General features: G+C 73.0%; 19 protein-coding genes and 1 pseudogene. 9 read left to right on the forward strand and 11 right to left on the reverse strand.

The features are described from left to right. Positions 1-256 precede the first annotated feature (256 nt). Genes AB0L45_RS05105 through AB0L45_RS05125 form a run of 5 tightly spaced genes read left to right on the forward strand, consistent with a single transcriptional unit; the run spans position 257 to position 6,203 of the window. Positions 257-3,358: a nitrate- and nitrite sensing domain-containing protein gene (locus AB0L45_RS05105; RefSeq protein WP_365836221.1), complete on the forward strand. Its 3,102-nt coding sequence runs from the start codon at positions 257-259 to the stop codon at positions 3,356-3,358. Continuing rightward, entirely contained in the window at positions 3,355-3,852 is a 498-nt protein-coding gene (locus AB0L45_RS05110; protein WP_365836223.1) for a roadblock/LC7 domain-containing protein, read from the forward strand. Before AB0L45_RS05105 ends, AB0L45_RS05110 begins: the two co-directional genes overlap by 4 nt. Continuing rightward, complete coding sequence (locus tag AB0L45_RS05115; protein WP_365836225.1) at positions 3,849-4,250, forward strand: DUF742 domain-containing protein; 402 nt, start codon at positions 3,849-3,851, stop codon at positions 4,248-4,250. Before AB0L45_RS05110 ends, AB0L45_RS05115 begins: the two co-directional genes overlap by 4 nt. Positions 4,251-4,254: 4 nt before the next feature. Then, a complete protein-coding gene (locus AB0L45_RS05120; protein ID WP_365836227.1) occupies positions 4,255-4,914 on the forward strand; it encodes an ATP/GTP-binding protein in 660 nt (219 codons plus the stop codon). Between the two features lie 38 nt (positions 4,915-4,952). Further along, positions 4,953-6,203 (forward strand): styrene monooxygenase/indole monooxygenase family protein, encoded by a 1,251-nt coding sequence (locus AB0L45_RS05125; RefSeq protein ID WP_365836229.1) that lies wholly within the window; start codon positions 4,953-4,955, stop codon positions 6,201-6,203. Positions 6,204-6,249: 46 nt separating this feature from the next. Here AB0L45_RS05125 and AB0L45_RS05130 read toward each other — a convergent pair whose 3' ends face one another. From AB0L45_RS05130 to AB0L45_RS05155, 6 genes and pseudogenes are all read right to left on the reverse strand, one after another. Further along, on the reverse strand, positions 6,250-7,788 hold the full coding sequence (locus AB0L45_RS05130; RefSeq protein WP_365836230.1) for an alpha/beta hydrolase: 1,539 nt from the start codon (positions 7,786-7,788) through the stop codon (positions 6,250-6,252). 131 nt (positions 7,789-7,919) lie between these two features. Beyond that, the gene (locus AB0L45_RS05135) at positions 7,920-9,164 is read right to left on the reverse strand and encodes an NlpC/P60 family protein (RefSeq protein WP_365836232.1); all 1,245 of its coding nucleotides are present in this window, start codon (positions 9,162-9,164) and stop codon (positions 7,920-7,922) included. 270 nt (positions 9,165-9,434) lie between these two features. Further along, positions 9,435-10,583 (reverse strand): annotated as a pseudogene (locus AB0L45_RS05140) (chitinase); the annotation flags it as partial. Between the two features lie 339 nt (positions 10,584-10,922). Further along, positions 10,923-11,186 (reverse strand): hypothetical protein, encoded by a 264-nt coding sequence (locus AB0L45_RS05145; RefSeq protein ID WP_365836234.1) that lies wholly within the window; start codon positions 11,184-11,186, stop codon positions 10,923-10,925. Positions 11,187-11,270: 84 nt separating this feature from the next. Then, positions 11,271-12,011: a TetR/AcrR family transcriptional regulator gene (locus tag AB0L45_RS05150; RefSeq protein WP_365836236.1), complete on the reverse strand. Its 741-nt coding sequence runs from the start codon at positions 12,009-12,011 to the stop codon at positions 11,271-11,273. A gap of 209 nt (positions 12,012-12,220) precedes the next feature. Then, positions 12,221-13,168: a diiron oxygenase gene (locus AB0L45_RS05155; RefSeq protein ID WP_365836238.1), complete on the reverse strand. Its 948-nt coding sequence runs from the start codon at positions 13,166-13,168 to the stop codon at positions 12,221-12,223. A gap of 171 nt (positions 13,169-13,339) precedes the next feature. On the opposite strand from AB0L45_RS05155, the gene AB0L45_RS05160 reads away from it, so the two are divergent. After that, a complete protein-coding gene (locus AB0L45_RS05160; protein ID WP_365836240.1) occupies positions 13,340-14,452 on the forward strand; it encodes a ferritin-like domain-containing protein in 1,113 nt (370 codons plus the stop codon). Between the two features lie 33 nt (positions 14,453-14,485). On the opposite strand, the gene AB0L45_RS05165 is transcribed toward AB0L45_RS05160, so the two are convergent. From AB0L45_RS05165 to AB0L45_RS05180, 4 genes are all read right to left on the reverse strand, one after another. Beyond that, on the reverse strand, positions 14,486-15,322 hold the full coding sequence (locus AB0L45_RS05165; protein WP_365836242.1) for an ATP-binding cassette domain-containing protein: 837 nt from the start codon (positions 15,320-15,322) through the stop codon (positions 14,486-14,488). Positions 15,323-15,443: 121 nt separating this feature from the next. Further along, positions 15,444-15,923: an HD domain-containing protein gene (locus AB0L45_RS05170; protein ID WP_365836244.1), complete on the reverse strand. Its 480-nt coding sequence runs from the start codon at positions 15,921-15,923 to the stop codon at positions 15,444-15,446. Positions 15,924-15,972: 49 nt separating this feature from the next. Continuing rightward, complete coding sequence (locus AB0L45_RS05175; protein ID WP_365836246.1) at positions 15,973-17,427, reverse strand: penicillin-binding transpeptidase domain-containing protein; 1,455 nt, start codon at positions 17,425-17,427, stop codon at positions 15,973-15,975. Beyond that, positions 17,424-18,965, reverse strand: coding sequence for an FtsW/RodA/SpoVE family cell cycle protein (locus AB0L45_RS05180; RefSeq protein ID WP_365836248.1), 1,542 nt, complete (start codon positions 18,963-18,965; stop codon positions 17,424-17,426). The genes AB0L45_RS05175 and AB0L45_RS05180 overlap by 4 nt, the downstream gene beginning before the upstream one ends. An 818-nt stretch (positions 18,966-19,783) precedes the next feature. On the opposite strand from AB0L45_RS05180, the gene AB0L45_RS05185 reads away from it, so the two are divergent. Further along, positions 19,784-21,022: a cytochrome P450 gene (locus AB0L45_RS05185; protein ID WP_365836379.1), complete on the forward strand. Its 1,239-nt coding sequence runs from the start codon at positions 19,784-19,786 to the stop codon at positions 21,020-21,022. A gap of 100 nt (positions 21,023-21,122) precedes the next feature. On the opposite strand, the gene AB0L45_RS05190 is transcribed toward AB0L45_RS05185, so the two are convergent. Further along, positions 21,123-22,355 carry a cytochrome P450 gene (locus AB0L45_RS05190; RefSeq protein ID WP_365836250.1) on the reverse strand — a complete coding sequence of 411 codons (1,233 nt, stop codon included), beginning with the start codon at positions 22,353-22,355 and terminating at the stop codon, positions 21,123-21,125. A 421-nt stretch (positions 22,356-22,776) separates the two neighbouring features. Here AB0L45_RS05190 and AB0L45_RS05195 point away from each other — a divergent pair, with 421 nt between their 5' ends. After that, positions 22,777-22,899, forward strand: a complete 123-nt coding sequence (locus AB0L45_RS05195) for a hypothetical protein (protein ID WP_365836252.1) — start codon at positions 22,777-22,779, stop codon at positions 22,897-22,899. 272 nt (positions 22,900-23,171) lie between these two features. Then, positions 23,172-24,005 (forward strand): sugar phosphate isomerase/epimerase family protein, encoded by an 834-nt coding sequence (locus tag AB0L45_RS05200; protein WP_365836254.1) that lies wholly within the window; start codon positions 23,172-23,174, stop codon positions 24,003-24,005. Positions 24,006-24,007 lie beyond the last annotated feature (2 nt).

Here is a 24,007-nt window from a genome sequence, read left to right on the forward strand (position 1 = left end):
GGGAGGTGCGGGCGGGCATCTTTTCAGGAGCCGCACGGTTCTCCAAACCCGCTCGGGGGTTGCGCGAGGTTGCATCCCGGGGCGGCCTTGATCGGAAGTTGATGGTCAACTTCCGATTGATGTTCACTCATTCGAGTGGCCGGGTGTACGTTGCCGGGCCACTGCGCGATGCCGGTGGAATGGTCGTGGCCCGGATCATGGGAGGCGCCGGAACACTCGTCGCGACGCGCAGAGCCGGGCTGCTTCCCTTGCGGACGTGTCGATTGCTGCGGTCTTCGCACAGGTACGCGCCGCGGGCGAGAGCGACTCGGGTCCGCGGGACCACACGGTGTGGGCAGGCGAGACAGGAATGCGAGCAGCGGTGCGCAAGAAGCGGCTTCGGGACGGCGCGGCCGGGCCGGGATCACCGGCCGGTTCGCTTTCGGGCACGGCTCCGGGCGCGGGCCCGGGAGCCGGTGACGCCTTCGGCGACGCGTCCGTGCCCCCCACGCCCGCAGGCCGCCCCGCGCGCGTGCGCAACCGGCTGGTCGGCGCGGTGGCCGTCGCCGCGCTCGCCGTGCTCGGCGCCGGCGCGCCCGCCGTCGTCTCGGCCGTGGACGACACCCACGCCTCCCAGCGGCTCGTCGACCTCGCCGGGCTGAACGCGCAGGCGGTCACCCTCGCGCACTCCCTCGCCGACGAACGCGACGCGATGACCGAGTACGTCGCGGGCGGACGCGCCGCCAAGGCGGGCGGCGCCGGGGTCACGGAGTCCCAGCGGGCCCGCGTGGACCGGCAGATCGCCGAACTGCGGGCCGCCTCGCACGGTGCCGCCGGCGCCACCGCGACGTACCGGGCGGCCGACAAGCTGCTCGCCGCGCTGCCGCGGACCCGCCAGCAGGCACTGTCCGGGCCGGGGCAGGTCACCGAGACCTTCGAGGCGTACACGGCCGCCGTACAGGCGCTCGGCGCGCTGTCCGACGCCATCGCGCGCGACCTGCCCGCCCGCGCGAACGCCGTCGCCCCGGACCTCCGGGCCCTGCCGCAGCTCGGCCGCGCCACCGACCAGGCGGCCGCGGCCCGCGCCCTGCTCGTCCCGGCCCTCGCCGCCGGCGGCCCGCAGGCCCGGCTGACGGGCGCCGCACAGCAGGCGTACGTCCGCGAACAGGCCGCACTGGCCGCCTTCAAGCAGACCGCGAGCCCCAAGGCCCGCGACGCCTACGACCGCACCGTCAACGGCGGCGACGTCACCACCGCCGAGCGCTACCTCGCCGAGCTCACCGACCAGCCGCGGCTGGACGCCGACGACCAGAAGCTGAGCAGCGCGCGCGTGAAGACCGCGCTCACCGCCCGGATCGGCCTGATGCGCGGTGTCGAGGCGTCGATGGCCACCGCCGACATCGACCGGCTGGGCACGCTGCGCGACGACGACGTGACGACGCTGGAGATCCGGATCGCGCTGGTCGGCGTCTGCCTGCTGCTGGCGATCGGCGCCAGCGTCTCCGCGTGGCGCTCGGTGACCCGGCCGCTCGCGGCGCTGCGGCTGGGTGCCAAGCGGGTGGCGGCCGACCCGGCGGGCGAGCCGCCGGTCGCGTTCAAGGGCCGCAACGACGAGTTCGCCGACGCCGTACGGTCCGTCAACGCCCTGCACGCCCAGGTGGGCCAGGCCACGCGCCGGGCCGCCGAACTGGAGGGCGAACGCGCCCGGCTGGTCGGCGGGCGCAAGCGGCTGGCCGCCGAGCGCGAGGCGCTCCAGCAGGAGCGGGAGTCGCTGCGCCAGGAGGTCGCCGGCCTCACCGAGCGGATGACGGCACTGCGTACCGGCGTGCACGGCCGGTTCGTCAACCTGGCGCTGCGCACCCTGAACCTGGTGGAACGCCAGCTGACCGTCATCGAGTCGCTGGAGCAGAAGGAAGCGGACCCGGAGCGGCTGGAGACCCTCTTCACGCTGGACCACTTCGCCGCGCGGATGCGCCGCAACAGCGAGAACCTGCTGGTCCTGGCCGGTACGGAGCACAGCGCCGGACAGCCGGGGCCGGTGCCGCTGCTGGACGTGCTGCGCGCCTCGATCAGCGAGATCGAGCGGTACGAGCGGGTCCGCGTCCAGTCGCTGCCGCCGCACGCCCAGGTCGCCGGGTTCGCCGCCGACGACATCAGCCACCTGGTCGCCGAACTCCTGGAGAACGCCACCGCGTTTTCCCCGCCGGACGCCCATGTCGAGCTGTCCGGCTGGCTGCTGGAGAGCGGCGAGGTGATGCTCTCCGTGCAGGACGAGGGCATAGGGATGACCGCCGACCGGCTGGCGGAGCTGAACGCGCGCCTGGCGGACGGGGCCGAGGGCGACGACGCGCTGGACGCGGCGGACGAGACGCTGGGGCTCGGCCTCTACGTCGTCGTACGGCTCGCCGCCCGGCACGGTGTGCGCGTACAGCTGCGCGACCAGAAGCAGGGCGGCATCACGGCGGTCGTCGTGCTGCCCGCGGCCATCCTGCCCACCCGCCCGGCGCCGGGCTCCGTCGCGCCGCCGCTGCCCGGCGAGGGCGGCGTCCAGAACCTGCCCGGCTCGGTCGCCGAGGCCAACTCCAACACGCTCCAGACGCGGCTGCCGCGCCTGGAGCAGGGCGCGGGGGGCGCCGGAACTGCTGCCGGTCCGGAAAAGCCCTCGGCCGCGGAGCCGTCGGCCGCCGAACCGGTCACGGCGAGTGCCCCGGAAGCCGGTACGGAACCTGGTGCGGAAGCCGGTACGGAGGCCGCGGCGGCACCCGGCGCGGACGTACCCGCCCCCGCCGCCACCGACCCCCTGGTCGAGGCGGCGGAGCGGGCCGTGGAAGCCACCGGTTCCGAGGCGCCCGCGGGTGTCGCGGCAGGAGACGGCCCGGCGGCCGGGGCGAGCCCGTACGGGCCGCAGTCGCCCGGCCCGTACGCCAAGGAGACGGCCGAGCACACGCGGCCCGCGGAAACGGCGCCCCAGGCGCCCGGCACGACGGCGCCCGACCCGGGCGACCCCGGCACGGCGACGTCCGGCACAGTGACTTCCGGTACGGCGACTTCCGGTACGGCGGCTCCCGGCGCGGAGACGACCACCGGCCTCGGCACCTCCGACGCCCGGCCCCGGCTGACCGCCCAGGGCCTGCCCAAGCGCACGCCCCGGATCGTGGCGCGGAAGCCGCCCGCCGTACCCCGTACGGGCAACGCGGCGGCCACCGCTGAGGCCCTGCGGGCCCGGCTCGGGGGCTTCCAGCAGGGGGCGCGGGACGGCCGGCGCGACGTCGAGGCCGAGATCGCGGAACGTACAGCGGAGCAGACCATCCCACAGACGGACACCGACGGAGCGGGGGCCCCGGGACAGAGCCACGTTGTCGAGGAGGCACGCGATTGAACGCGCAAGCGCCGGCTGCTTACGGACTGAGCAGTGAGGCACGGAATCTGCACTGGTTGCTGACGAACCTGGTCGACGAGGTACCGGGCATCCGCTCGGTCGCCGTGGTCTCCTCCGACGGACTGCTGCTGCTCTCGTCCGACCCGGGAGCCGCCGCCGCGGTCTTCACGGCCGGGCAGCCCGGGGTGCCGTCGGGCCCCCGCGGGTCCAGCGCGGACCTCGCCACCATCGTCTCCGGGCTGGGCAGCCTCACCGCGGGCGCCGCCCGGCTGATGGACGGCGGGGCGGTCAAGCAGACGATGGTCGCGATGGAGGAGGGCAGCCTGTTCGTCATGGCGGTCAGCGACGGCTCGCTGCTCGGGGTGCACGCCGCCCCGGACTGTGACATGAGCGTCATCGCGTACCACATGGCGCTGTTCGTCGGCCGGGCTGGCCACGTCCTGACCCCCGAACTCCGCAGCGAGCTGCGCAAGTCGATGGAGAGCGCCCAGTGAGCACCGCACCGAAGCTCCCCGTGCGCGGCGGGGACCGCAAACCTTCGCGCGTGCGCCCGTACTCGCTTACCGGCGGACGCACCCGCTTCGGCCACGTGCTGCTCGTGGAGACGTTCGTGGCCGCGCTGGACGGCCCCGAGGAGCGGCGCGAGCTGACCTCCGGCGGCTGGGGCGACCGGGTGATGCCGGAGATGCGGGCGATCGTGGAGCTGTGCCGCCGGATGCGTTCGGTGGCGGAGATCTCCGCGCTGCTCAAGATGCCGCTGGGCGTGGTCCGCGTGCTGCTCAGCGACCTCGCCGACCAAGGAAAGATCCGCGTCTACGGCACCGGGCACGGCACCGGCCGGCCCGACCGCGCGCTGCTCGAAAGGGTGCTGGGTGGACTTCGCAGGCTCTGACACGATGACGGCCACCGCGGCCGGGGTGGCCGGAGCGCCTCACGGGTCCGCCGACGCCGGGGTGCCGGCGGCCGCCGAGGAGGCGGGGCTGCAGAGCTGGCAGACGGATCGTTCCCGCGCCCCCATCGCGACCAAGATAGTGGTGGCGGGCGGCTTCGGCGTGGGCAAGACGACGTTCGTGGGCTCGGTCTCCGAGATCACCCCCTTGCAGACCGAGGCGGTGATGACGCAGGCCAGCGAGGGCACGGACGATCTGTCCGCCACCCCGGAGAAGACCACCACCACGGTCGCGATGGACTTCGGGCGGATCACCCTCGACTCCGACCTGGTGCTGTACCTGTTCGGTACGCCGGGGCAGCAACGTTTCTGGTTCATGTGGGACGACCTGGTACGCGGCGCGATCGGCGCCGTCGTGATGGCCGACACCCGCCGGCTGGACGACTGCTTCCCCGCGCTGGACTACTTCGAGAGCTGCGGCCTGCCGTACATCGTCGCGGTCAACCACTTCGAGGGGACGGCCGAGTACGCCGTCGAGGACGTCCGCGAGGCGCTGACCGTGCCGCCGCACGTGCCCGTCGTGATCATGGACGCGCGCCGGCGGTTCACCGTCATCGAGTCGCTGCTCGCGCTCGTCGCCCACGCCCTCGAAGCCACTCCCGAATAGCCCGAGCCGCCCCCCGTACCTGGGAAGAGAGCACCACCATGCGGAAGATACTCATCGTCGGAGCCGGCCAGTCCGGACTCCAGCTCGCCCTCGGACTCCAGTCCCAGGGCTATGAGGTCACCCTCATGTCCAACCGCACAGCGGACGAGATCCGCGCCGGCCGGGTCATGTCCACGCAGTGCATGTTCCACACCGCGCTCCAGCACGAGCGCGACCTGGCGCTGAACTTCTGGGAGAGCCAGACCCCGCGCATCGAGGGCCTGGGCGTCTCCGTCGCCGCCCCCGGCAGCCACGCGGAGCCCGGCGGCACGCAGCGGGCCGTCGACTGGGTCGGCAAGCTGGACGGGTACGCCCAGTCCGTCGACCAGCGCGTGAAGATGGCCGGCTGGATGGAGACCTTCGCGCAGCGCGGCGGGCAGCTGGTCATCCACGGCGCCGCCGTCTCCGACCTCGACTTCTTCGCGAGCCGCTACGACCTGACGCTGGTCTCGGCCGGCAAGGGCGAGCTGGTGTCGATGTTCGGCCGGGACGCCTCCCGTTCGCCGTACGACGCCCCGCAGCGCGCGCTGGCCGTCGCGTACGTGCACGGCCTGGACCCGCGCCCGGAGCACCCCGACTTCGACGCGGTGCGCTGCAACCTCGTACCGGGCGTCGGCGAGCTGTTCATCATGCCGACGCTGACCAACTCCGGCCGCGCCGACATCCTCTTCTGGGAGGGCATACCCGGCGGCCCGCTGGACGTCTTCGCGGGCATGCGCGACCCCAACGAGCACCTGGCGACGACCCTGGAGCTCATGGAACGTTTCACCCCCTGGGAGTACGCGCGGGCCACGAAGGTCGAGCTGACCGACGCCAACGGCACGCTGGCCGGGCGGTACGCGCCGACCGTGCGCAAGCCGATCGGCCGGCTCCCCTCCGGCGGGCTGGTCCTCGGTGTCGCGGACGTCGTGGTCGCCAACGACCCGATCACCGGCCAGGGCTCCAACTCGGCGTCCAAGTGCGCCGCCTCGTACCTCGCCTCGATCGTCGAGCACGGTGACCGTCCCTTCGACGCGGAGTGGATGCAGACCGCCTTCGACCGTTACTGGCAGACCGCCCAGCACGTCGTGAAGTGGACCAACGCGATGCTGGCGCCGCCGCCCGAGCACGTGCTCGACCTGATCGGGGCGGCGGGGCAGCTGCAGCCGGTGGCCGACCGGTTCGCGAACGGGTTCAACGACCCGGCCGACTTCGACAACTTCTTCTTCGAGCCGGAGAAGGCGGAGAAGTACCTGGCTTCGCTGGCATAGCCGACAGCCGACAGCCGACAGCCGACAGCCGACAGCCGACAGCCGATCAGCCGTCGGCCGGCTCCGGTGCCGGGCAGCCGACGTCTCCCGCCGGGGCCGCGCCCGTCAGCAGGTAGCGGTTCACCAGTTCGTCCACGCACCGGTTGCCGTTGCGGTACTGGCCGTGGTCGCCGCCCGCGACGGTGACCAGGCGGGAGCCGCGCAGGGCCCGGTGGGCGCGGAGGGCGCCCTCGTAGTGCGTGGCGGGGTCGTGCCGGGAGGCGAGCATCAGCGTCGTCGGCAGGCCCTTGCCGGTGACGTGGACGCGTGGGGCGCGGGAAGCGGGCCAGGTGGCGCAGACCGCCGAGAAGGCCAGCGCCCGCGCCCCGACCAGCGGGTACCGCGCGGTGTAGCCGGCCGTACGGCGGACCCAGTCGTCGAGATCGCGGCTCCACGGGGTGTCGTTGCAGGTCACGGCGGTGTACTCGGCGAGGAACTCCGGGCTGAGGTAATCGCCGAAGACCGTCTGCACCGTGCCGCGCTCGGCCGGTGTGGCGGTGTCCCAGTGGTCGAGGGCGGCGAGCGCGGTGGCCAGCGGGGCGAAGCCCCCGGACGCGTCGTACAGGGCCTGGCCGGTGCCGAAGTCCAGGCGGTTCGGGGTCACCCGCCGCCCATTGCCCAGGTCGGCCGGGTGGTCGCGCAGGGCCCGGCGCCGCGCCTCCCACGTCGCCTTCGCGGCGGCGGCCGTACGCCCGTAGTGGTACGTGGCGTCGCGCGCGGCCAGCCAGGGCAGGAAGTCCCGCTCGAAGCGGCGCTGGAAGCTGCGCGGCTGGCCCTCCAGGAAGGTCTGCCAGGTGCCGTCGAAGCCGACCGGGCTGTCCAGGACGAGCCGGTCCACGCGGTGCGGGAAATCCGTCGCGTAGTACGCGCCGATCATGGTCGCGTACGAGGGCCCGTAATACGCGACCTTGCGGACACCGAGCAGGGCGCGGAACAGGTCCATGTCGCGCACGGTCTGATCGGTGGTGATGTACGGCGCCAGGCCGCCGCTCCGCTCCTGGCAGGCGCCGGCCAGCCGGCGCGAGCGCTCCACCGTGGCACGGACCGCCGCGGGCGAACGGTCCCGCGCGTCGTCGCCGAAGAACGCGTCGAACTCCGCCCGGGTCTGGCAGCGCAGGGGCGTGCTGAGGGGCAGCCCGCGCTGGTTGAAGCTGACGATGTCGTAGGCGGCGGCCACGGCGGGGGAGTCCTCGGCGAGGGCCGCCGGTCTGAGCAGACCCCGCCCGCCCGGCCCGCCCGCCGCCATCATCAGCACACCGCGCCGGGCCGCCGGGCCCGCCGCCCGGTGCCGGGACACCGAGACGCTGAGGTCCGGGCCGTTCGCGGGACGGTGCCAGTCGCGCGGCACGGTCATCGTCGCGCACTCCAGCGACGGCGCGCCGTCGCAGGTGTGCCAGCTGAGCCGCTGCTGCGCATAGCGGGCGGGAACCCGCGTCTCCGCAGCCGCGGCGGCCCCGGTGGACGCCGGCAGCAGCGCGGCCGCCGCCACGGTCACCAGTCCCGCGGCGGAGGCCCTGCGCCACCGCCGCTTTCCGAACACCCGCATACGTTCCTCCCCTGGACGCGCGTACGGCCGTGCTGCCGTACTGCCGTGCAGGAACGATGCTGGGGTACGGGGGCGGGCGAATCGATCACCCAGGCTTCACTGGTGCGGGTGGCACCAGTACCACCCCACCGTCAGGCCGGGCCCGCCGCCGAGCCGTAGCCCGTGTCGGCGCCCGCCGTCGCGCCGTCCGGCAGTGGCGGCGGTACGTAGGCGCGCAGGGCCGCCGCGTCCCGGTCCGGGCGGACGGCGCCCAGCAGCGGGTTCGCCGCGATGGGGGAGACCTTGACCCGGGCGCCGGGGCGGGGCGCCTGGACCACCATGCCGTCGCCGAGGTACATCGCGACGTGCGTGGCACCGGGGAAGTAGATCACCAGGTCACCGGGGCGCAGCGCGCGCAGCGGCACGTGCGGCAACTGCCGCCACTGCTCCTGGCTGGTGCGCGGAATGGGCCGCCCGGCGTGCGACCACGCCTGCGAGGTCAGGCCCGAACAGTCGAAGGAGCCGGGCCCCTGCGCGCCCCAGACGTACGGCTTGCCGACCTGCCGGAGGCCGTACCGGACGGCCCGGTCGCCGCTCGCCGAGGGCGCCCGGGAGCCGCGCAGCTCACCGGAGGCCAGCAGACTGCGCTGGGCGTCGTCGGTGCCCTGCTGTTCCAGCCGGCCCAGTTCGGCGAGCTGGTCGTCGGAGAGGGCGGAGAGCAGTTCCTCGACCTCCTTGAGGCGGCCCTCCACCGCGTCGCGCTGCTGCCGCCGCCGCTCGGTGAGCACCTGCTGCTCGTCCAGCGCGGCCCGGGCCGCCTTCGCCAGTTCGTCCGCCTGCTTCTCGTCGCCGGTGAGCCGGGCGACGGTGGCGGCCTGGCTGCCCGCCGCCTCTTTGAAGAGGTGGCCCTCCTCCAGTACCTCTTGGGGGTCGGCGGAGAGCAGCATGCGCAGGTAGGTGGAGAGTCCGGCGGCGCCCCCGCCCTGGTACTGCATACGGGCCAGCCGCCCCGCGTCGGCCTGCCCGTCGGCGAGCCGGGTACGGGCCCGGGCCAGCCGGAGATTGAGGTCCCGCGACTCCTCGCGCTGGGCCTTGAGGTCTTCCTGGGTCGCGTTGTACGCCTCGGTGGCCTGCTCGGCGCGGTGGTAGAGGTCCTGGAGGCGGGCCAGCAGACGGCGGAGGGAGGCGTCACCGGAGGCTTCGGGCGCATCGGGTGCCTCGGATGCTCCGGGTGCTTCGGGCGGCTCAGAAGCGCCGGAACCGTCGGACGTGTCGGCGTCTGCTTCAGCCGGCGCGCCCGGCCCGTCCGCCGGCCGGAGCGCCCCGGTGGCGGCCGGGTCCGGCTCCGGTGCGGCGTGCACGGGCGCGGCGGGCAGGGTCAGGGCCACTGTGCCCACCAGCGCCGTCGCACAGACCGACCGTACGATCCGCCCCGGTACGGACCGCCCCGGTACCGACCGACCCGGTACGGACCGACCCGACGTGCACCGCTGCGACACGAACCCACCTCCGACGGACAGCTGCGGCTCCGGCGGACCCGTGGTCCGCCGCCCGGTTCGTTCGGATCGTGCCACGGTGGTCGTATCTTCGCCGTGGGGGTGGGGCCACCGGAGCGGTACGGTCACCCGATCGGCGGCCGGGAGCGTGTCCCGCCGCCTGAAATACAGTCAGCTGCCGTAATAGGCGTCGAAGTTCTTCTGGAACTCCCAGCCGCCGAACCGGTCCCAGTTGACCGACCAGGTCATCAGGCCGCGCAGGCCGGGCCAGCGGCCGTGCGTGCGGTAGCTGCCGCAGTCGGTGCCCCGGGTGAGGCAGTTCAGGGCCTTGGTGACCTCGGCGGGCGCGGTGTGCCCGTTGCCCGCGTACGGGGAGGCGGGCAGGCCGATGGCGACCTGGGACGGCCTGAGCGCCGGGAAGACGTTGTTCCGGTCGCCGGCGACCGGGAAGCCGGTCAGCAGCATGTCGGTCATCGCGATGGGGAAGTCCGCGCCGCCCATGAAGTGGTACTGGTTGTCCAGGCCCATGACCGGGCCGGAGTTGTAGTTCTGGACGTGCAGCAGGGTCAGGTCGTCGCGCAGGGCGTGGATGACGGGCAGGTAGGCGCCGGCGCGCGGGTCCTGGCCGCCCCAGGGGCCGGAGCCGTAGAACTGGTAGCCGAGCTGGACGAAGAATGTCTCCGGCGCGATGGTCAGGGTGAACCCGGGTCCGTACCGGGCCTTGAGGGTCTTCACCGCCGAGATCAGGTGGACGATCGAGGGCGTCTTCGGGTTCTTGAAGTCGGTGTCGCCGGTGGCCAGCGAGAGGGAGTGGCCCTCGAAGTCGATGTCCAGGCCGTCCAGTCCGTACCGGTCGATGATCGCGCCGACCGACTGCACGAACCGGTCGCGGGCGGCGGCCGTGGTGAGTTGCACCTGCCCGTTCTGCCCGCCGATCGAGATCTGCACCTTCTTGCCCGCGGCCTGCTTCGCCCGGACCGCGGCCTTGAACTCCGCCTCGCTCTCCACGCCCGGACACTCGGTCTTCGGGCAGAGCGAGAAGCGGATGTCACCGGAGGTGGTGGAGGTCGGCTCGCCGAAGGCGAGGTTGATGACGTCCCAGCTGTCCGGGACGTCGGCCAGGCGGGTGTAGCCGGACCCGTTGGCGAAGCCGGCGTGGAGGTAGCCGACGAGAGCGTGCTCGGGAAGGGCCTGTGCGCGGGCGGCCGGAGCGGTGCGGCCGACCGCGGCCGTCTCCCCGGCCTGGGCCGGGGAGACGGCCAGGGCCGTGGCGCCGAGCAGGCCGGCGGTGACGGTGGCCAGGGTGGCGGTCAGGGATCTCTTGGACGGGCGGCGTCTGCGGCGCATGGGGGGCTCCTTGCCGACGGCGGTACGGAGGGGACGTACCGGGTGCCGAGGTGAGGGAGAGGGGGCCGCCCCGCGGGGTGGGGCCTTGCCAGGGAGGCGCGGGCGCGGCTCCCCCTGGGCAGGCAGCAAACAGGACTAGACCAGTACTGTCAATGGTCCGGACCAAGGTGGACGGCGAGCTTCCGGAGTCGTCCCGCCGGGCGTCCGGAGGTGCTTCGCCGGGCTGTCGCCGAGCGCCGGCCGGGCGGTCGGAGCCGCCTACTGCCACCGGATCTCTGACTCAGGTCACCAGCCGGTCGCCGGTGGAGTCGTTCAACGCCGCTTCGTCCAGGGCCACTTCGGCCCGCCCGGTGGCCTGCCCTCCGGGTCGTACTCGTACTTCCACCCCCGGGGCAGCCCCAGCCGCCCCACCCGGCCCGGTGCCCGGCGGTACAGGTGCACCGTCGGCGGGGTGCCGTCGTCGTTCGGCACCGGGATCTCGTACGTCTTCGGCGGCTGGCCGGTCGCGCCGACGAGGACCGGCAGGATGCGCCCGTCCAGCGGGCCGCCGACGAACGGGGTGTTCTCGCTTCTCACCCCACCAGTCTCACATCGATGCACGGCGCGATGAAAGCGCAGGTCAGGCCAGCCGTCGCGGTGGCGTGTCCGAAGAAGCCCGGGTCACAGGAGGTGGGCGGCGTCGGCCACGATCGGCAGGATCCGCCGGGCCAGTACGCCGACCGGGCCCTCGGCGGACTCCATCGCCAGCGCCGCCCGCGCCGCCCGCTCGGCCTGTTCGTCGGTCGCCGCCGTCGCGGTCAGCAGCGCGACGAAGTGGTCGACGAGCCAGTCCCGCAGTTCGTCCAGCGGCGGCCGCTTGTCCTCGTCCAGCCAGATCAGGGAGGCGGCCTCGACCGCCGTGATCCAGGTACGGACCGCCATCCGCAGCCGGGGGGACGGCGACGGGGCGCCGAGGTGGTGCAGGATCTGCTCGGCGGCGGTGCGCCGTACCTCGTCGACGATCGCGGACGTACGGGCCGTCTCGACGACGCTGCCGCCCTGGAGCAGGGCGCTGAACCCCGCGTCGTGCTCGTCGACGAACGCCAGGTAGCGGTCGAGCGCCCGGCCGAGGCGGTGGGTCAGCGGGCCGTCCTCCGGCTCGTCGAAACAGCCCTCCAGTATGTCGGCCGCGCTGCGCAGCGCGGCCTCGTACAACTGCTGTTTGCCGCCGGGGAAGTAGCGGTAGACCAGCGGCCGGGACACCTGCGCGGCGGCCGCGACGTCGTCCAGGGACACGTCCTCGGGGGCACGCTGGGCGAACAGCCCCAGGGCGGCGGTCAGGAGTTGGGAGCGGCGCTGCTCGACGCTGAGCCTGCGGTAGGCGGGTCGGGGTACTGCTGGGGCGGTGCCGCTGCCGTTCATCCCAGCAGCGTAACCGGCGCACCGGGAAAGCGCCGGGGTGGGTTCGGGGGCCCGGGGAGCGTGCGCGGGCACGATCCCCCGCGCTGCGCCGGTGCGTACGGGGCCGGGCCGGGCCGGGCCGGCCCGGCGGCCGGTCGCCCCGGCCCCGCGCCGTGCCCGCGTCGCCGGCCGCTCCCCGCCCGCCCGCTGCCGCCCGCGCGTTCCGCCCGCTACGCCAGCAGCCCCGAGCTCTTCCAGAGCTTGCGGCCCACGCCGCGCAGGACGCCGATGTCGTCCAGGAAGTCCGTCAGCCGCCCCGCGCCGGACTGCATCACCTCGCGGCGGTGGCCGCTGGCCTTGACCTGGGCGACCGCCTCCCGCCGGTCCAGGCCGACGTTCGTGTAGACCTGCGGGTTGACGAAGGCGATGGAGAAGACGCGGGCCGCCTCCCCGCAGCTGAGCCGGGTCAGTTCCTGCTCCCAGCGCGGCGCGGTGACCATCTGGCGGCGCAGTTCCTCACGCGCGTACCGGACGTGCCGGGCCTCCTCGACGACGTGGATGCGGGTGACGCCGCGCACGATCGTCTGGACCCGCTCGTCCGGGAAGGTCAGCCGCTGCATCCAGTCCAGGATCTCCTCGCCGAGCAGCGTGCAGGCGAACGAACCGGGCGTGGTGGACACCGTCTTGAGGATGCGCGCCAGGTTGTGGTTGAGGCGCGAGACGGGGTACGCGGGCGCCTCGCCCTTCTGGATCATGCGCGCGAACATCTTCGAGTGCCGGCACTCGTCGGCTATCTCGGTCAGCGCGTAGCGGACGTGCGCGCTGGTGACGGACTTGTCGTAGATGTGCCGTACCAGCAGCTGCATCAGGATGATCTCGAACCAGATGCCCAGTGAGGCCAGGGAGGCGGCCTCGTGCCGGGACAGCTCCATCCGCTGCTCCTCGGACATCTTCTTCCACATCGGGGTGTCGTAGAGGGACACCAGCTCCGGCGGCCAGAACCACTTGCCCTCTTCCAGGGGCGCGTCCCAGTCGAGTTCGGTGTCCGGGTCGAAGGAGTGCTTCGCGGAGGAGTCGAGCAGTCGTTCCGCCACCTGCTCGCGGTCCTTGAGCAGCCCGAGGGCGTCCCGGAGGATCTCCGGCTCCGTCACGGTCGTCGCTGTCGTCACGGTTGTCATGGCTGTGGCTACCTCGCTCGTGGGTTACCCGCGGTCACCGTCTTATGAGACTGCTTGTCAGCAAGCCCGTCAATCCCCCGCGCGCGAATTGTTGACCCGCCGGTAAGTCCGTGTGAGCCTGCCAACGACCGTCTCCGGTACGGGGGTCGGACGCGAAGCGAGGAGGCGCAGGTGTCGAGCCGCGAGCTGTACACACAGGACCCGGGCGGGTACGCGTGGACCGTGCCGGCGGGCAGCCCGGCCCGCTTCAGCTGGGAGTACGACGACGGCAGGGAACGGCTGCTGGTCCTCTACCAGAAGGGCAAGGACAAGCAGTGGGACGCGAACCTGCGCATCGACTGGGCGCAGGAGGTGGATCCGTACGACCCGCTCGGCACCCCCGACGAGTCGGTCTCCCTGTACGGCACGCCCTACTGGGACCGGATGTCGGACAAGGAGCGCGGCGAACTGCGGCAGCACTACGCGTCCTGGCAGTTCAGCCAGTTCCTGCACGGTGAGCAGGGGGCGATGGTGTGCGCGGCGCGGATCGTGGAGACCGTCCCCGACCTCGACGCGAAGTTATACTCGGCGACCCAGACCATGGACGAGGCCCGGCACGCCGAGATCTACAGCCGGTTCCTCAAGGACAAGATCGGAATGCTCTACCCGGTCAACGACAGCCTCCGGTCGCTGCTCGGGGACACCCTCAGAGACTCCCGCTGGGACATGCCCTACCTGGGGATGCAGGTCCTGATCGAGGGGCTGGCACTGGCCGCCTTCGGCATGATCCGCGACACCACCACCCAGCCGCTGCCCCGGCAGATCCTGACCTACGTCATGCAGGACGAGGCCCGGCACGTCGCCTTCGGGCGGCTGGCGCTGCGCGACTACTACACACAGCTCTCCGACGCCGAACGGCGCGAACGCGAGGAATTCGTCATCGAGGGCTGCTACCTGATGCGCGACCGGCTGCGCGGCCTGGAGGTCCTGGAGAACTTCGGCGTCCCCCGGCAGGAAGCCGCCGAGATGACCGAGAACTCCGAATTCCTCCACCTCTTCCGCAAACTGCTCTTCAGCCGCATCGTCCCCTGCGTGAAGGACATCGGCCTGTGGGGCGAGCGCCTGCAGCGCGCGTACGTGGACATGGGCGTCTTCGACCTCGGCGACTCCAACCTGGACCAGCTGATGGCCCAGGACGAGGAACTGGCCGAACAGCTCGACGCGGAACGCTTCGCGGCGGAGGAGCGCGAACGGGTGGGGGAAGTGACGGAGGCGATAGCGCTGGGGGCCGAGGACGCGGACTGACGCGGGCCCCGGCCCGCGTGCCCCGGCCGTCCGTCAGCGGCGCCCCGAGCGCGCGAGCCAGCGGCCGTCGTGACGGGACACCTCGATGGGCCGGCCGAAGCACGACGTCATGCGCTCGCCGGTCAGGACGTCCGCCACCGGGCCCAGCGCCTGTACGCGGCCCTCGCGCAGCAGCAGCGCGTGGCCGATGGCGGGGGACAGTTCCTCCAGGTGGTGGGTGACGGTGACCGTCGACAGGCCGGGGCGGCTCTCGGCCAGCCGGTACATGGTGTCGATCAGGTCCTCCCTGGACGGCAGGTCGAGCGCGTTGAACGGCTCGTCCAGGAGGAGCAGCGACGGATCGGCCATCAGCGCGCGGGCGATGAGGAGGCGGGCCCGCTGACCGCCGGAGCACACGCCGTACGGCCGGTCCGCCAGGTCCTTGCACTCCAGCTCGGCCAGCAGCTCGTGCGCGCGCTCGCGGGTGGCGTCGTCGTACTTCCCCCACAGCGGCTGCACGGTGCCGGTCGCCCCGGTCAGGACGACCGTGTGGCCGGTCGCGTCCTGGGGCACCTTCTGCGCGCTGGAGACCAGGCCGATCGCGGCGCGCAGTTCGCGTACGTCGACGGTGCCGAGGCGGTGCCCGAGCACTTCGACCGTGCCGGTCGTCGGGAACATCAGCGCGCCGGCCAGCCGCAGGACGGTCGTCTTGCCCGCGCCGTTGGCGCCGAGCAGGGCCCAGTGCTCACCGGTGCGTACGGTCCAGCCGATGCTGTCGAGGATGACCTGGCCGGTGGCGAAACGGCGGACGCCCGCGTCGTGGAGGGCCGCGACCACGCGGCTTCCGGGGGCCGAGGGGGCGGTGGGTTCCGAGGGCTCCGAGGTCGTCATGGCGGGCAGATTAGCTGTACGGGGCAGCTTTACGGGGGCGGTGTCCGGGGTGTGGACCGGAGCGGGGCGACGGTGCCCGGCGCCGGCTCCGGGGCGCGCGTCGGAGAGCGCCGGCCGCGCCCTACGCCAGCCCCAGCAGCCCGCGCACCCGGGCGTACTTCACGGCCAGCCGCTCCCGCGTCGCCGCGTCCAGCACCGCGAGCCGTGCCGGGTCCGTGTTGTGCGCCAGATCCGCTTCCTTGATCAGCAGCGCGCCCGGCGTGGCCAGGATGCGCGCCGCGTACGTCTCGACCGGCTCGCCCGGACGCTTGCTCACCGCGCGGACCATCGCCTTGGTGGACGCGGGGAGCGCGGCGCCGTCCAGCCAGGCCGCCGGCAGAGCGCCGTCCTCGACGGCGTCGTGCAGCCAGGCGGCGGCGATCTGTTCGTCGCTGCCGCCGCGGGCCCGTACCCCCTCGGCGACCGCCGCGAGGTGCTCCGCGTAGGGGCGTCCCGCCTTGTCCGTCTGCCCCTGGTGGGCCCGGCGGGCCAGCGCCTCGACCTCGGCGAGGGTCAGCAGCGCCCGGTCGCCGCCCCGGGTTCCGTCCTCCGGCTGTCCCACGCGTCCCCCTGTGCTCCATGCCGGTGCCTCCTGGCCCGGCCCCCGTCCGTCACCGTAGCGCGGCCTGCATCACCGCGCGGGCGACGGGGGCCGCGCTGCCGCCGCCGCTGATGTCCGCACGGTCGGCGGCGGCGTCCTCGACGACCACCGCCACGGCCACCGCCGGGTCGGCCGCGCCGTCCTTCCGCGCCCAGGAGACGAACCAGGCGTACGGCGTGCCCTTGTTGTCCACCCCGTGCTGCGCGGTGCCGGTCTTGCCGCCGACGGTGGCGCCGTCGATCGCGGCTCCGGTGCCGGTACCCCGGGTGACCACGCCGGTCATCAGCTCCTGGAGGGCGCGCGCGGTGCCGCGGCTCATGGCCCGGTGCAGGGTCTTCTGCCGGGTGGTGGCGACCGTCCTGCCGTGCGCGTCGGTCACCCTGTCCACCAGATAGGGGGATTTGACCTCGCCGTCGTTGGCCACGGCCGCGGCGACCATCGCCATCTGGAGCGGCGTGGCCGTGGTGTCGTACTGGCCGATGGCCGAGAGGGCCAGCTGCGCCTGGTCCATGTCGGTGTCGAAGACGCTGCGGGCGGCGGTGGAGGGAACGCGCAGATCCTCGTCGTTGAAGCCGAAGGCCGCCGCGGTCCGGGCCATGCCGGACAGGCCGACGGCCACGCCCAGGCGGGCGAAGACGGTGTTGCAGGAGACCTCGAAGGCGTACCGCAGCGACGCGTCGGCGCAGCCGCCCGCCTCGTTGGTGAGCCGGGTGGACGTCCCCGGAAGGATGTACGGGTCCGGGGTGCCGGTGGCCGCGTCGACGCCGTTGACCTTGTGGTGGTCCAGCGCCGCCGCGGCGGTGACGACCTTGAAGGTGGAGCCCGGCGGGTAGGTCTGCTTCAGGGCCCGGTTGATCATCGGCCGGCTGCCGCTCCCGTTGAGCCGGTTCCAGGTGTCCGTCACCGACCGTCCGGTGCCGGCGAGGGCCCCCGGGTCGTACGACGGGGTGCTGACCAGCGCGAGGATCCTGCCGGTCCGCGGCTGTACGGCGGCCACCGCGCCCTTCCTGCCGCTGAGCTCCTGGTACGCGGCCTGCTGCACCGCCGCGTCGACCGTGGTGACCACGTCACCGCCCGGCTGCTGCTCGCGGCTGATGTCCGTCCACAGCGGGAACGGGGCGAGCCGGGGGTCGGTGCCGGACAGCACGTCGTCCTCGGCGTTCTCCAGCAGCGTGGCGCCGTAGAGCTGGGAGGCGTAGCCGGTGACGGGCGCGTACAGCGGTCCCTCGGCGTACGTCCGCTCGAACCGCAGCTGCCCGCCGCTGTCCCGGGAGCCGGTGACCGGCTCGCCGTTGACGAGGATGTCACCGCGTGGCTGGCTGTAACGGGTCAGGACGGTGCGCCGGTTGGCGGGGTTGCCGGTGTATCCGTCGGCCTCGAAGACCTGGACGCGGGCGGCGTTCAGGAGCAGCGCGACGAGCAGCACCAGGCAGAAGACGCTGGCGCGGCGGATGTAGCGGTTCACCGGTCGCTGCCCTGGTCGTCGCGGTCGGCGGAGGCGGCGGGGGTGCCCAGGGTGTCGGCCTCTCCGGGAGCGCCGCCGGGGCTCGCCGCACCGGGGTTCCCGTACCCGTACCCGTACGGGAGGTCGTCCTCCGCGGACGGGAACGCCGAGGCTCCCGACCGGGCGCCGCCCGGGCCCGCCGCCGCGATCACCCCGGTATCCGTGGCGTCCGGGTGGGGTCGGCGGGCGCTGTCGCTGACCCGGACGAGCAGCGCGACGATCACCCAGTTGGTCACCACGGACGAACCGCCCTGGGCGAGGAACGGCATCGCCATGCCGGTCAGCGGGATCAGGCCCATCACCCCGCCCGCGATGACGAAGACCTGGACGGCCAGCAGGGAGGCCAGGCCCACGGCCAGCAGCCGGCCGAACGGGTCGCGCAGCGCCAGGCCCGCCCGGTAGCCGCGGGCGACCAGGAGGGCGTACAGGAGGAAGAGCACGGTGAGGCCGGTCAGGCCCAGTTCCTCGCCGTAGGTGGCCAGGATGAAGTCCGATTTCATGGCGAAGCCGATGAGGGCGGAGTGGCCCTCGCCCAGGCCGGTGCCGAGCAGGCCGCCGGCGGCGAAGGCGAACAGTGACTGGGCGAGCTGGCCGGCGCCCCGGCCCGCCGTGATGCTCGCGAACGGGTGCAGCCAGTCCGCGACCCGGTTGTGCACATGCGGTTCGAGGACGCCGACGGCGGCGGCGCCGGCGGCGGCGAGCAGCAGGCCCACCGCGATCCAGCCGGTACGGCCGGTGGCCACGTACAGCAGGACGACGAAGACGCCGAAGAAGAGCAGCGAGGTGCCCAGGTCGCGTTCGAGGACCAGGACGCCGACGCTGACCAGCCAGACGGCGACGACCGGGCCGAGCACCCGGCCGGTGGGGAACTGGAACTTCCACATCCGCCTGCCTGTGAAGGCGAGGGCGTTGCGGTTGGCCGCCAGATACGCGGCGAAGAAGACCGTGAGGAGGATCTTCGCGAATTCGCCGGGCTGGAAGGAGAAGCCCGCCACCCTGATCCAGATCTTGGCGCCGTTCACGGCGGGGAAGGCGATCGGCACGACCATCAGGACGAGGCCGGCGGCGACCGACACGTAGGCGTAGCGCTGGAGGGTGCGGTGGTCACGCAGCAGCAGGACGGCCGCGGCGAACAGGGCCACCCCCAGGGCGGACCAGACCAGCTGGGTGGGTGCCGCCCGGTTCTCGGGCGTCTCCAGGTCGAGCCGGAAGATCAGCAGCAGTCCGAGCCCGTTCAGGAGGATGGCGATGGGCAGCAGCAGGGGGTCGGCGTAGGGGGCACGGAATCTGACGGCGAGGTGTCCGAGGAGGGCCAGGGCGGCCAGGCCCGCCCCGTAGCTCGCCGCGTCGCCCGGGACGGCGTGCTGCCGGGCGAGCCCGACGTCGATGTACCCGCAGACGCTGATGAGGACGGCGCCGGCGAGCAGGGCCAGCTCGGTGCCCCGGCGCCGGGGCGTCCTCAGGCCCGGCGGGGGAGCGTCCGCCGTGGTTGCGGTCATGACAGGCAACGTAGCAAGCGTTGAGGCATATGTCCTTTATGTCGGGCTGGTGGGTGGGGAGTGTGGTGGGCGCCGGCCGGCGGTCGGCGGCCGGGCGGAGCAGGGGGGTGCGGGCGTACGGGGCGCGGGCGCGGGCGGGGCGCAAGGGGCCCACGGGTACGGCGGCCGGGCGAACGGGCCGGGCGCCGCTCCGCCCGGAGGGCCGGGCGGGCACGATCGCGGGGCCGGGCGGGCACGGATCGCCGGTGCCGGGGGGTGCCGGGCAGTGCCGGATGGTGCCGGGCGGCGTCCCGGACGGGCGGGCCGGGTGGTGCTCGGGCGGGGCGGACGCGATACGCGGCGCACGGGTTGCCTCGTTCGCCCATGACGGAACCGGTGGGCCGCATACCCCCGCGTACGGTTGGCTTTCGCCCATGACGTCCACCGCTCCCAGCGCTCCGGCGGCGCCTCGCGCCACGGTCGCCGACCGGCCCGCGGGCGGGTCCGGCCGGTGCGGGCGGGGCCCCGCTCCGGCGGCCTCCGGGGGAGCCCCTAGGGGGCGAACAGGGGTTGTTCCGTGATTGCGCGCAATGGCAGTTTGTAAACTCGCCCTCAGACCACGCGCACACATATGTACAAGGCTGAGCTCGTCACGCTGGATGCGGCCGACCGGTTCATGGCGCACGTCACATCCGCGAACGCCGAGCGGATGTCCCGGCGTTCGGCAGCCCTCACCGGGGCCCGCCGAGGGCGGGTGACCGTCCCCCTCGACGAAAGGCAGTATTAGCGTCATGACGACTCTCCGTTCCCGGATCATCGCCTGGGCCGGGCGCCTGTATATGGCAAGGACCCGCAAGAAGGGCTTCGACCTGTCGCGGATGTCTTTCCTGCCCGAGTCCGTGCTGATGCCGCTGCGGCGGGACGGACTGGACCCGGTGGGCGAGCTGGCGGCGGTGCGGGAGAAGGAGCCCATCAGCAAGCTGCCGGTGCCGATAGCCGCCAATGTGTGGCTGGTCACCGGTTACGACGAGGTCAAGGCCGTCCTGGGCAAGGGCACCGCCTTCAGCTCCGACTTCACCAACCTCATCGGACAGGCCGGCGCCAGCACCGACCAGAACCCCGGCGGCCTCGGTTTCGCCGACCCGCCGGTGCACACCCGGCTGCGCCGGCTGCTGACCCCCGAATTCACCATGCGCCGCCTCAGCCGGCTCACGCCCCGCATCCACGAGATCGTGGAGGAGCGGCTGGACGCCATGGAGAAGGCCGGCTGCTCCGGCGACCCGGTCGACATCGTGGAGCACTTCGCCCTGCCCATTCCGTCGCTGGTCATCTGCGAACTCCTCGGGGTGCCCTACGAGGACCGCGCCGACTTCGAGCGGCTGAGCGCCGCCCGCTTCGACCTTTTCAGCGGCGCCAACGCGTCCTTCGGCGCCATATCGGAATCGCTCCAGTATTTCCGTGAGGTGGTCAAGAAGCAGCGCCAGAACCCGGGCGACGGACTGCTCGGCATGATCGTCAAGGAGCACGGCGACTCGGTCAGCGACGAGGAGCTGGCGGGCCTGGCCGACGGCGTACTGACCGGCGGCTTCGAGACGACCGCGAGCATGCTGGCGCTGGGCGCCCTGGTGCTGCTCCAGGACCCCTCGCACTTCGCGGCCCTCAAGGACGACGACGAGGCGGCCGAGCGTTACGTGGAGGAGCTGCTGCGCTACCTCACCGTCGTCCAGGTGGCCTTCCCCCGGTTCGCCCGGGAGGACCTGGAGATCGCCGGCGTGCCGATCTCCAAGGGGGACGTGGTGCTGTGCTCGCTGAGCGGCGCCGACCGGGACGGCAAGCTCGGACCCGACATGGAGCGCTTCGACCCGTCCCGCAACGTGCCCTCGCACCTCGCGTTCGGCTACGGCATCCACCGCTGCGTCGGCGCCGAGCTGGCCAAGATGGAGCTGCGCGCCGCCTACCCCGCGCTGGTGCGGCGGTTCCCCGCCATGCGGCTCGCGGTGCGGCCCGAGGAGCTGGCGTTCCGCAAGCTGTCGATCGTGTACGGGATCGAGTCGCTGCCGGTCCGCCTCGACGGCTGAGCCGGGCCTTCCCGTCCCTGCCCCGGCAGTGCGCCGGGCGGGCGGAGCACACTTCGGCGACCGGGTGCCCGGCCGGAAGGCCGGGCACCCGGTCGCGGTCTCATTCCGGCCGCAGGGCGACCGGGAGGCTGGTGACGCCGCTCAGCAGGTTGGAGTAGTTGCGGCGGATGTCGCCGCGCAGTTCCACCGAGGCGACGGTCTCGCGCAGCCCGGTCAGCATGGCGGCGATCTCCGCCCGGCCCAGGTAGGCGCCGAGGCAGAAGTGCGGGCCGTACCCGAAGGACAGGTGCTTGTTGGGGGTGCGGCCGAGCAGGAACCGCTCCGGGGCCTCGAAGACCTCCTCGTCCATGTTGGCCGAGTCGTTCCACAGCGTGACGACGTCGCCGGCCCTGATCACCTGCCCCTGCCCGCCGACCGGGACGTCCTCCAGCGCCGTACGGCCGAAGTGCAGCGCGGGCGTCGTCCAGCGCAGGATCTCGTCGACGGCGGTGGGGATGTCCACCTCGCCGCTCTTCAGCGCCTGCCACTGCGCGGGGTGTTCGACGAGCGCGAGCACCCCGCCGGTCATCGACATCCGGCTGGTCTCGTCACCGCCGATGATCAGGCTGTAGCAGTTGACCACGATCTCGTCCATGGTCAGCGGCCGGCCCTCGACGAGACCGGTGGCCAGCACGCTGATCGCGTCGCTGCCCGGGTTCTTGCGGCGCTCCTCGGCCAGGGTGCCGAAGTACGCCAGGATGTCGTTGCGGGCCTGCCACGCGGCGGCGGGTGACTGGGCGGCGCCGTCGTTGCCGAGCGCCGTCGCGGTCAGTTCCAGCACCTTGGCGCGGTCCGCCTCGGGCACGCCCATCAGGTCGCAGATGGCGGTGAGCGGGATGTCGGCCGCCACGTCCCGGGCGAAGTCGCATTCCTCGCGGGCGACCGCCGCGCGGAGCAGCGCGCGGGTGGACTGCTCGATATGGTCCACCACGCCTTCCAGCGCGCGCGGCGAGAACGCCTTGAGCAGAATCTTGCGGATGTCGGAGTGCCGCGGTCCGTCCGTCACCGCGGCCATCATGCCCGCCGCGGAATCCCCGCCCATCAGCAGCGTGGTGAGGACATTTCCCTTCTCCGAGGTGAACCGTTTGTCGTCCCGGTAGATTTCGGAGACATCGGCGTGCCGGGAAACGACCCAGAAACCCGGGGATCCGCCGACGGAAGGATGCCAGTAGAACGGCTGCGTCCTGCGCAGGTGGCGCCAGACCTCGCTCAGGTCGTACTCGGCGTGCGTACGCGGATCCGTGAGGTCCAGCGTCGCTGTGTCAGCCGGACTCAGCATGATGCGGCTCGGCATGGATTCCCCCTGCTCCTTGGGCTCCGTGGCCCGGTCGGCCGGAGTCGCCCCTGCGGCCGCTCCGCGTTTTCACAGTAGCAACTCACCGTGTCCCGAAGGGGGCTGTGCCCGGCGCCCGTTCCCGGGAGCCGCGCGCGGGCGCCGACCGCGCGCGGACGGCCGCCGCGCCGTGTCCGCCGGGCGTGCGCCGCCGGGCTGTCCACGCCGCCCGGGCAGCGCCGCCACCCCCTTCGGGCCGCCCGCTCCCGCTTTCGGTCGCTTCGTCCAACTACCCATGCTGACCTGCGATTACAGGGCTGGACACAACGGCATCGGGTGACATTTCGGCATAGGGCGCGCACCGGACCGCGTGCTAGCATCCCCGTGTTCGACCGGTCCGGAACAGGTCGTCAGGATCGTTGGCCGACGGGGGCGCGAAATGATGGCAAGCAACGAGAGAGCGGACGCGGTGGCGAGCGCCGCCGCCCGCTTCGACGGCGCGATCCGGTGTGCTGCCGGCCGCCGCACCGCACCACCGCACCGCCCGGCGGTCACCGCCGCGTAGCGGACCCCGGGCCGGACTTCTCCCACCGGAACACCGACAGCCGACCAGCCCCGTGAGCGGGCCGTGCCGCGCCGGAAACGGCGGCGGACGGCACACGCGCCGGTGCGCGGCGCGGCAGGAACACGCCGCCCCGCACCCGTCCGGCGCGCCCGTCACGGCACGACCACCCCTGCGGACGACGGAATTCTCGCGCCGGGTCCTTTCCGCGGAAGAAGACCGAAGCCCTTCCGGCCAGTTGCCGGGACGCGCACCGACTAGGAGCGGAACCATCCATGACCAGTCAAGTAAGCCTCGGGCTGCTGGTGGACCAGGCGTTCTACGGTTCCCCGTACCAGGGCAAGGACGCGTGGCGGGCCGCCGCCGAGCTGGGCGCCGAATGGATCTGCATCGTCGAAGAGGCGATGGAACTGAAGCCGGAACGGCTGCGGCAATTCCGTGACGACGCGGACGCGGTGGGCCTGCCGATCAGCCTGACGGCATGTCATGCCTTCGGGCTCAGTGATTTCCGTGATGCCGTACGGGAATTCCACCTCCAGCGCGCCGAGGCGCACATCGATCTCACCCGGGAACTCGGCGGCGAGGTCATGAAAGTGCTTCTCGGCGACTGGTTCTGGCGCGCCATGTGGCCCGAGGAGGCCCAGTGGCAGCTGCTGGCCGCCTCGGTCCGCCGCCTCGCGGACCACGCCGAGGCGCGCGGCATCGCGCTCAGCGTCAAGCCCGAGCCGATGGAGACCTCCCTCGTCACCGACGTCGACGACCTCGTACGGCTGCTGGACGACGTCGGCTCCCCGGCCCTCCAGGCCAATGTCGACGTCTCGCACCTGGTCGTCGCCGGAGTGGCCGCGTCCGAGGTGGGCCGGCTGGCCGGCCGCGTCAACAGCGTGGACTACTCCGACTCCAACGGCACCTTCCACGAGCACCTGGTGCCGGGCGAGGGCGTCGCGGACATGGCCGCCTTCACCGAACAGCTGCTCGCCGTCGGCGCCGGATGGATCGGCGTCGAGGTCGGCCCGTTCGCCGACCCGGAGAACGCGTACGACAAGGTCGGCCGGGCGATGGCCCGTTCCCGCGCGTTCTTCGACACCGCGGCGGCGCGGCGTGTCTGAAT

The organism is Streptomyces sp. NPDC052496, from assembly GCF_040679095.1.
In the GTDB taxonomy this organism is placed as follows: domain Bacteria; phylum Actinomycetota; class Actinomycetes; order Streptomycetales; family Streptomycetaceae; genus Streptomyces.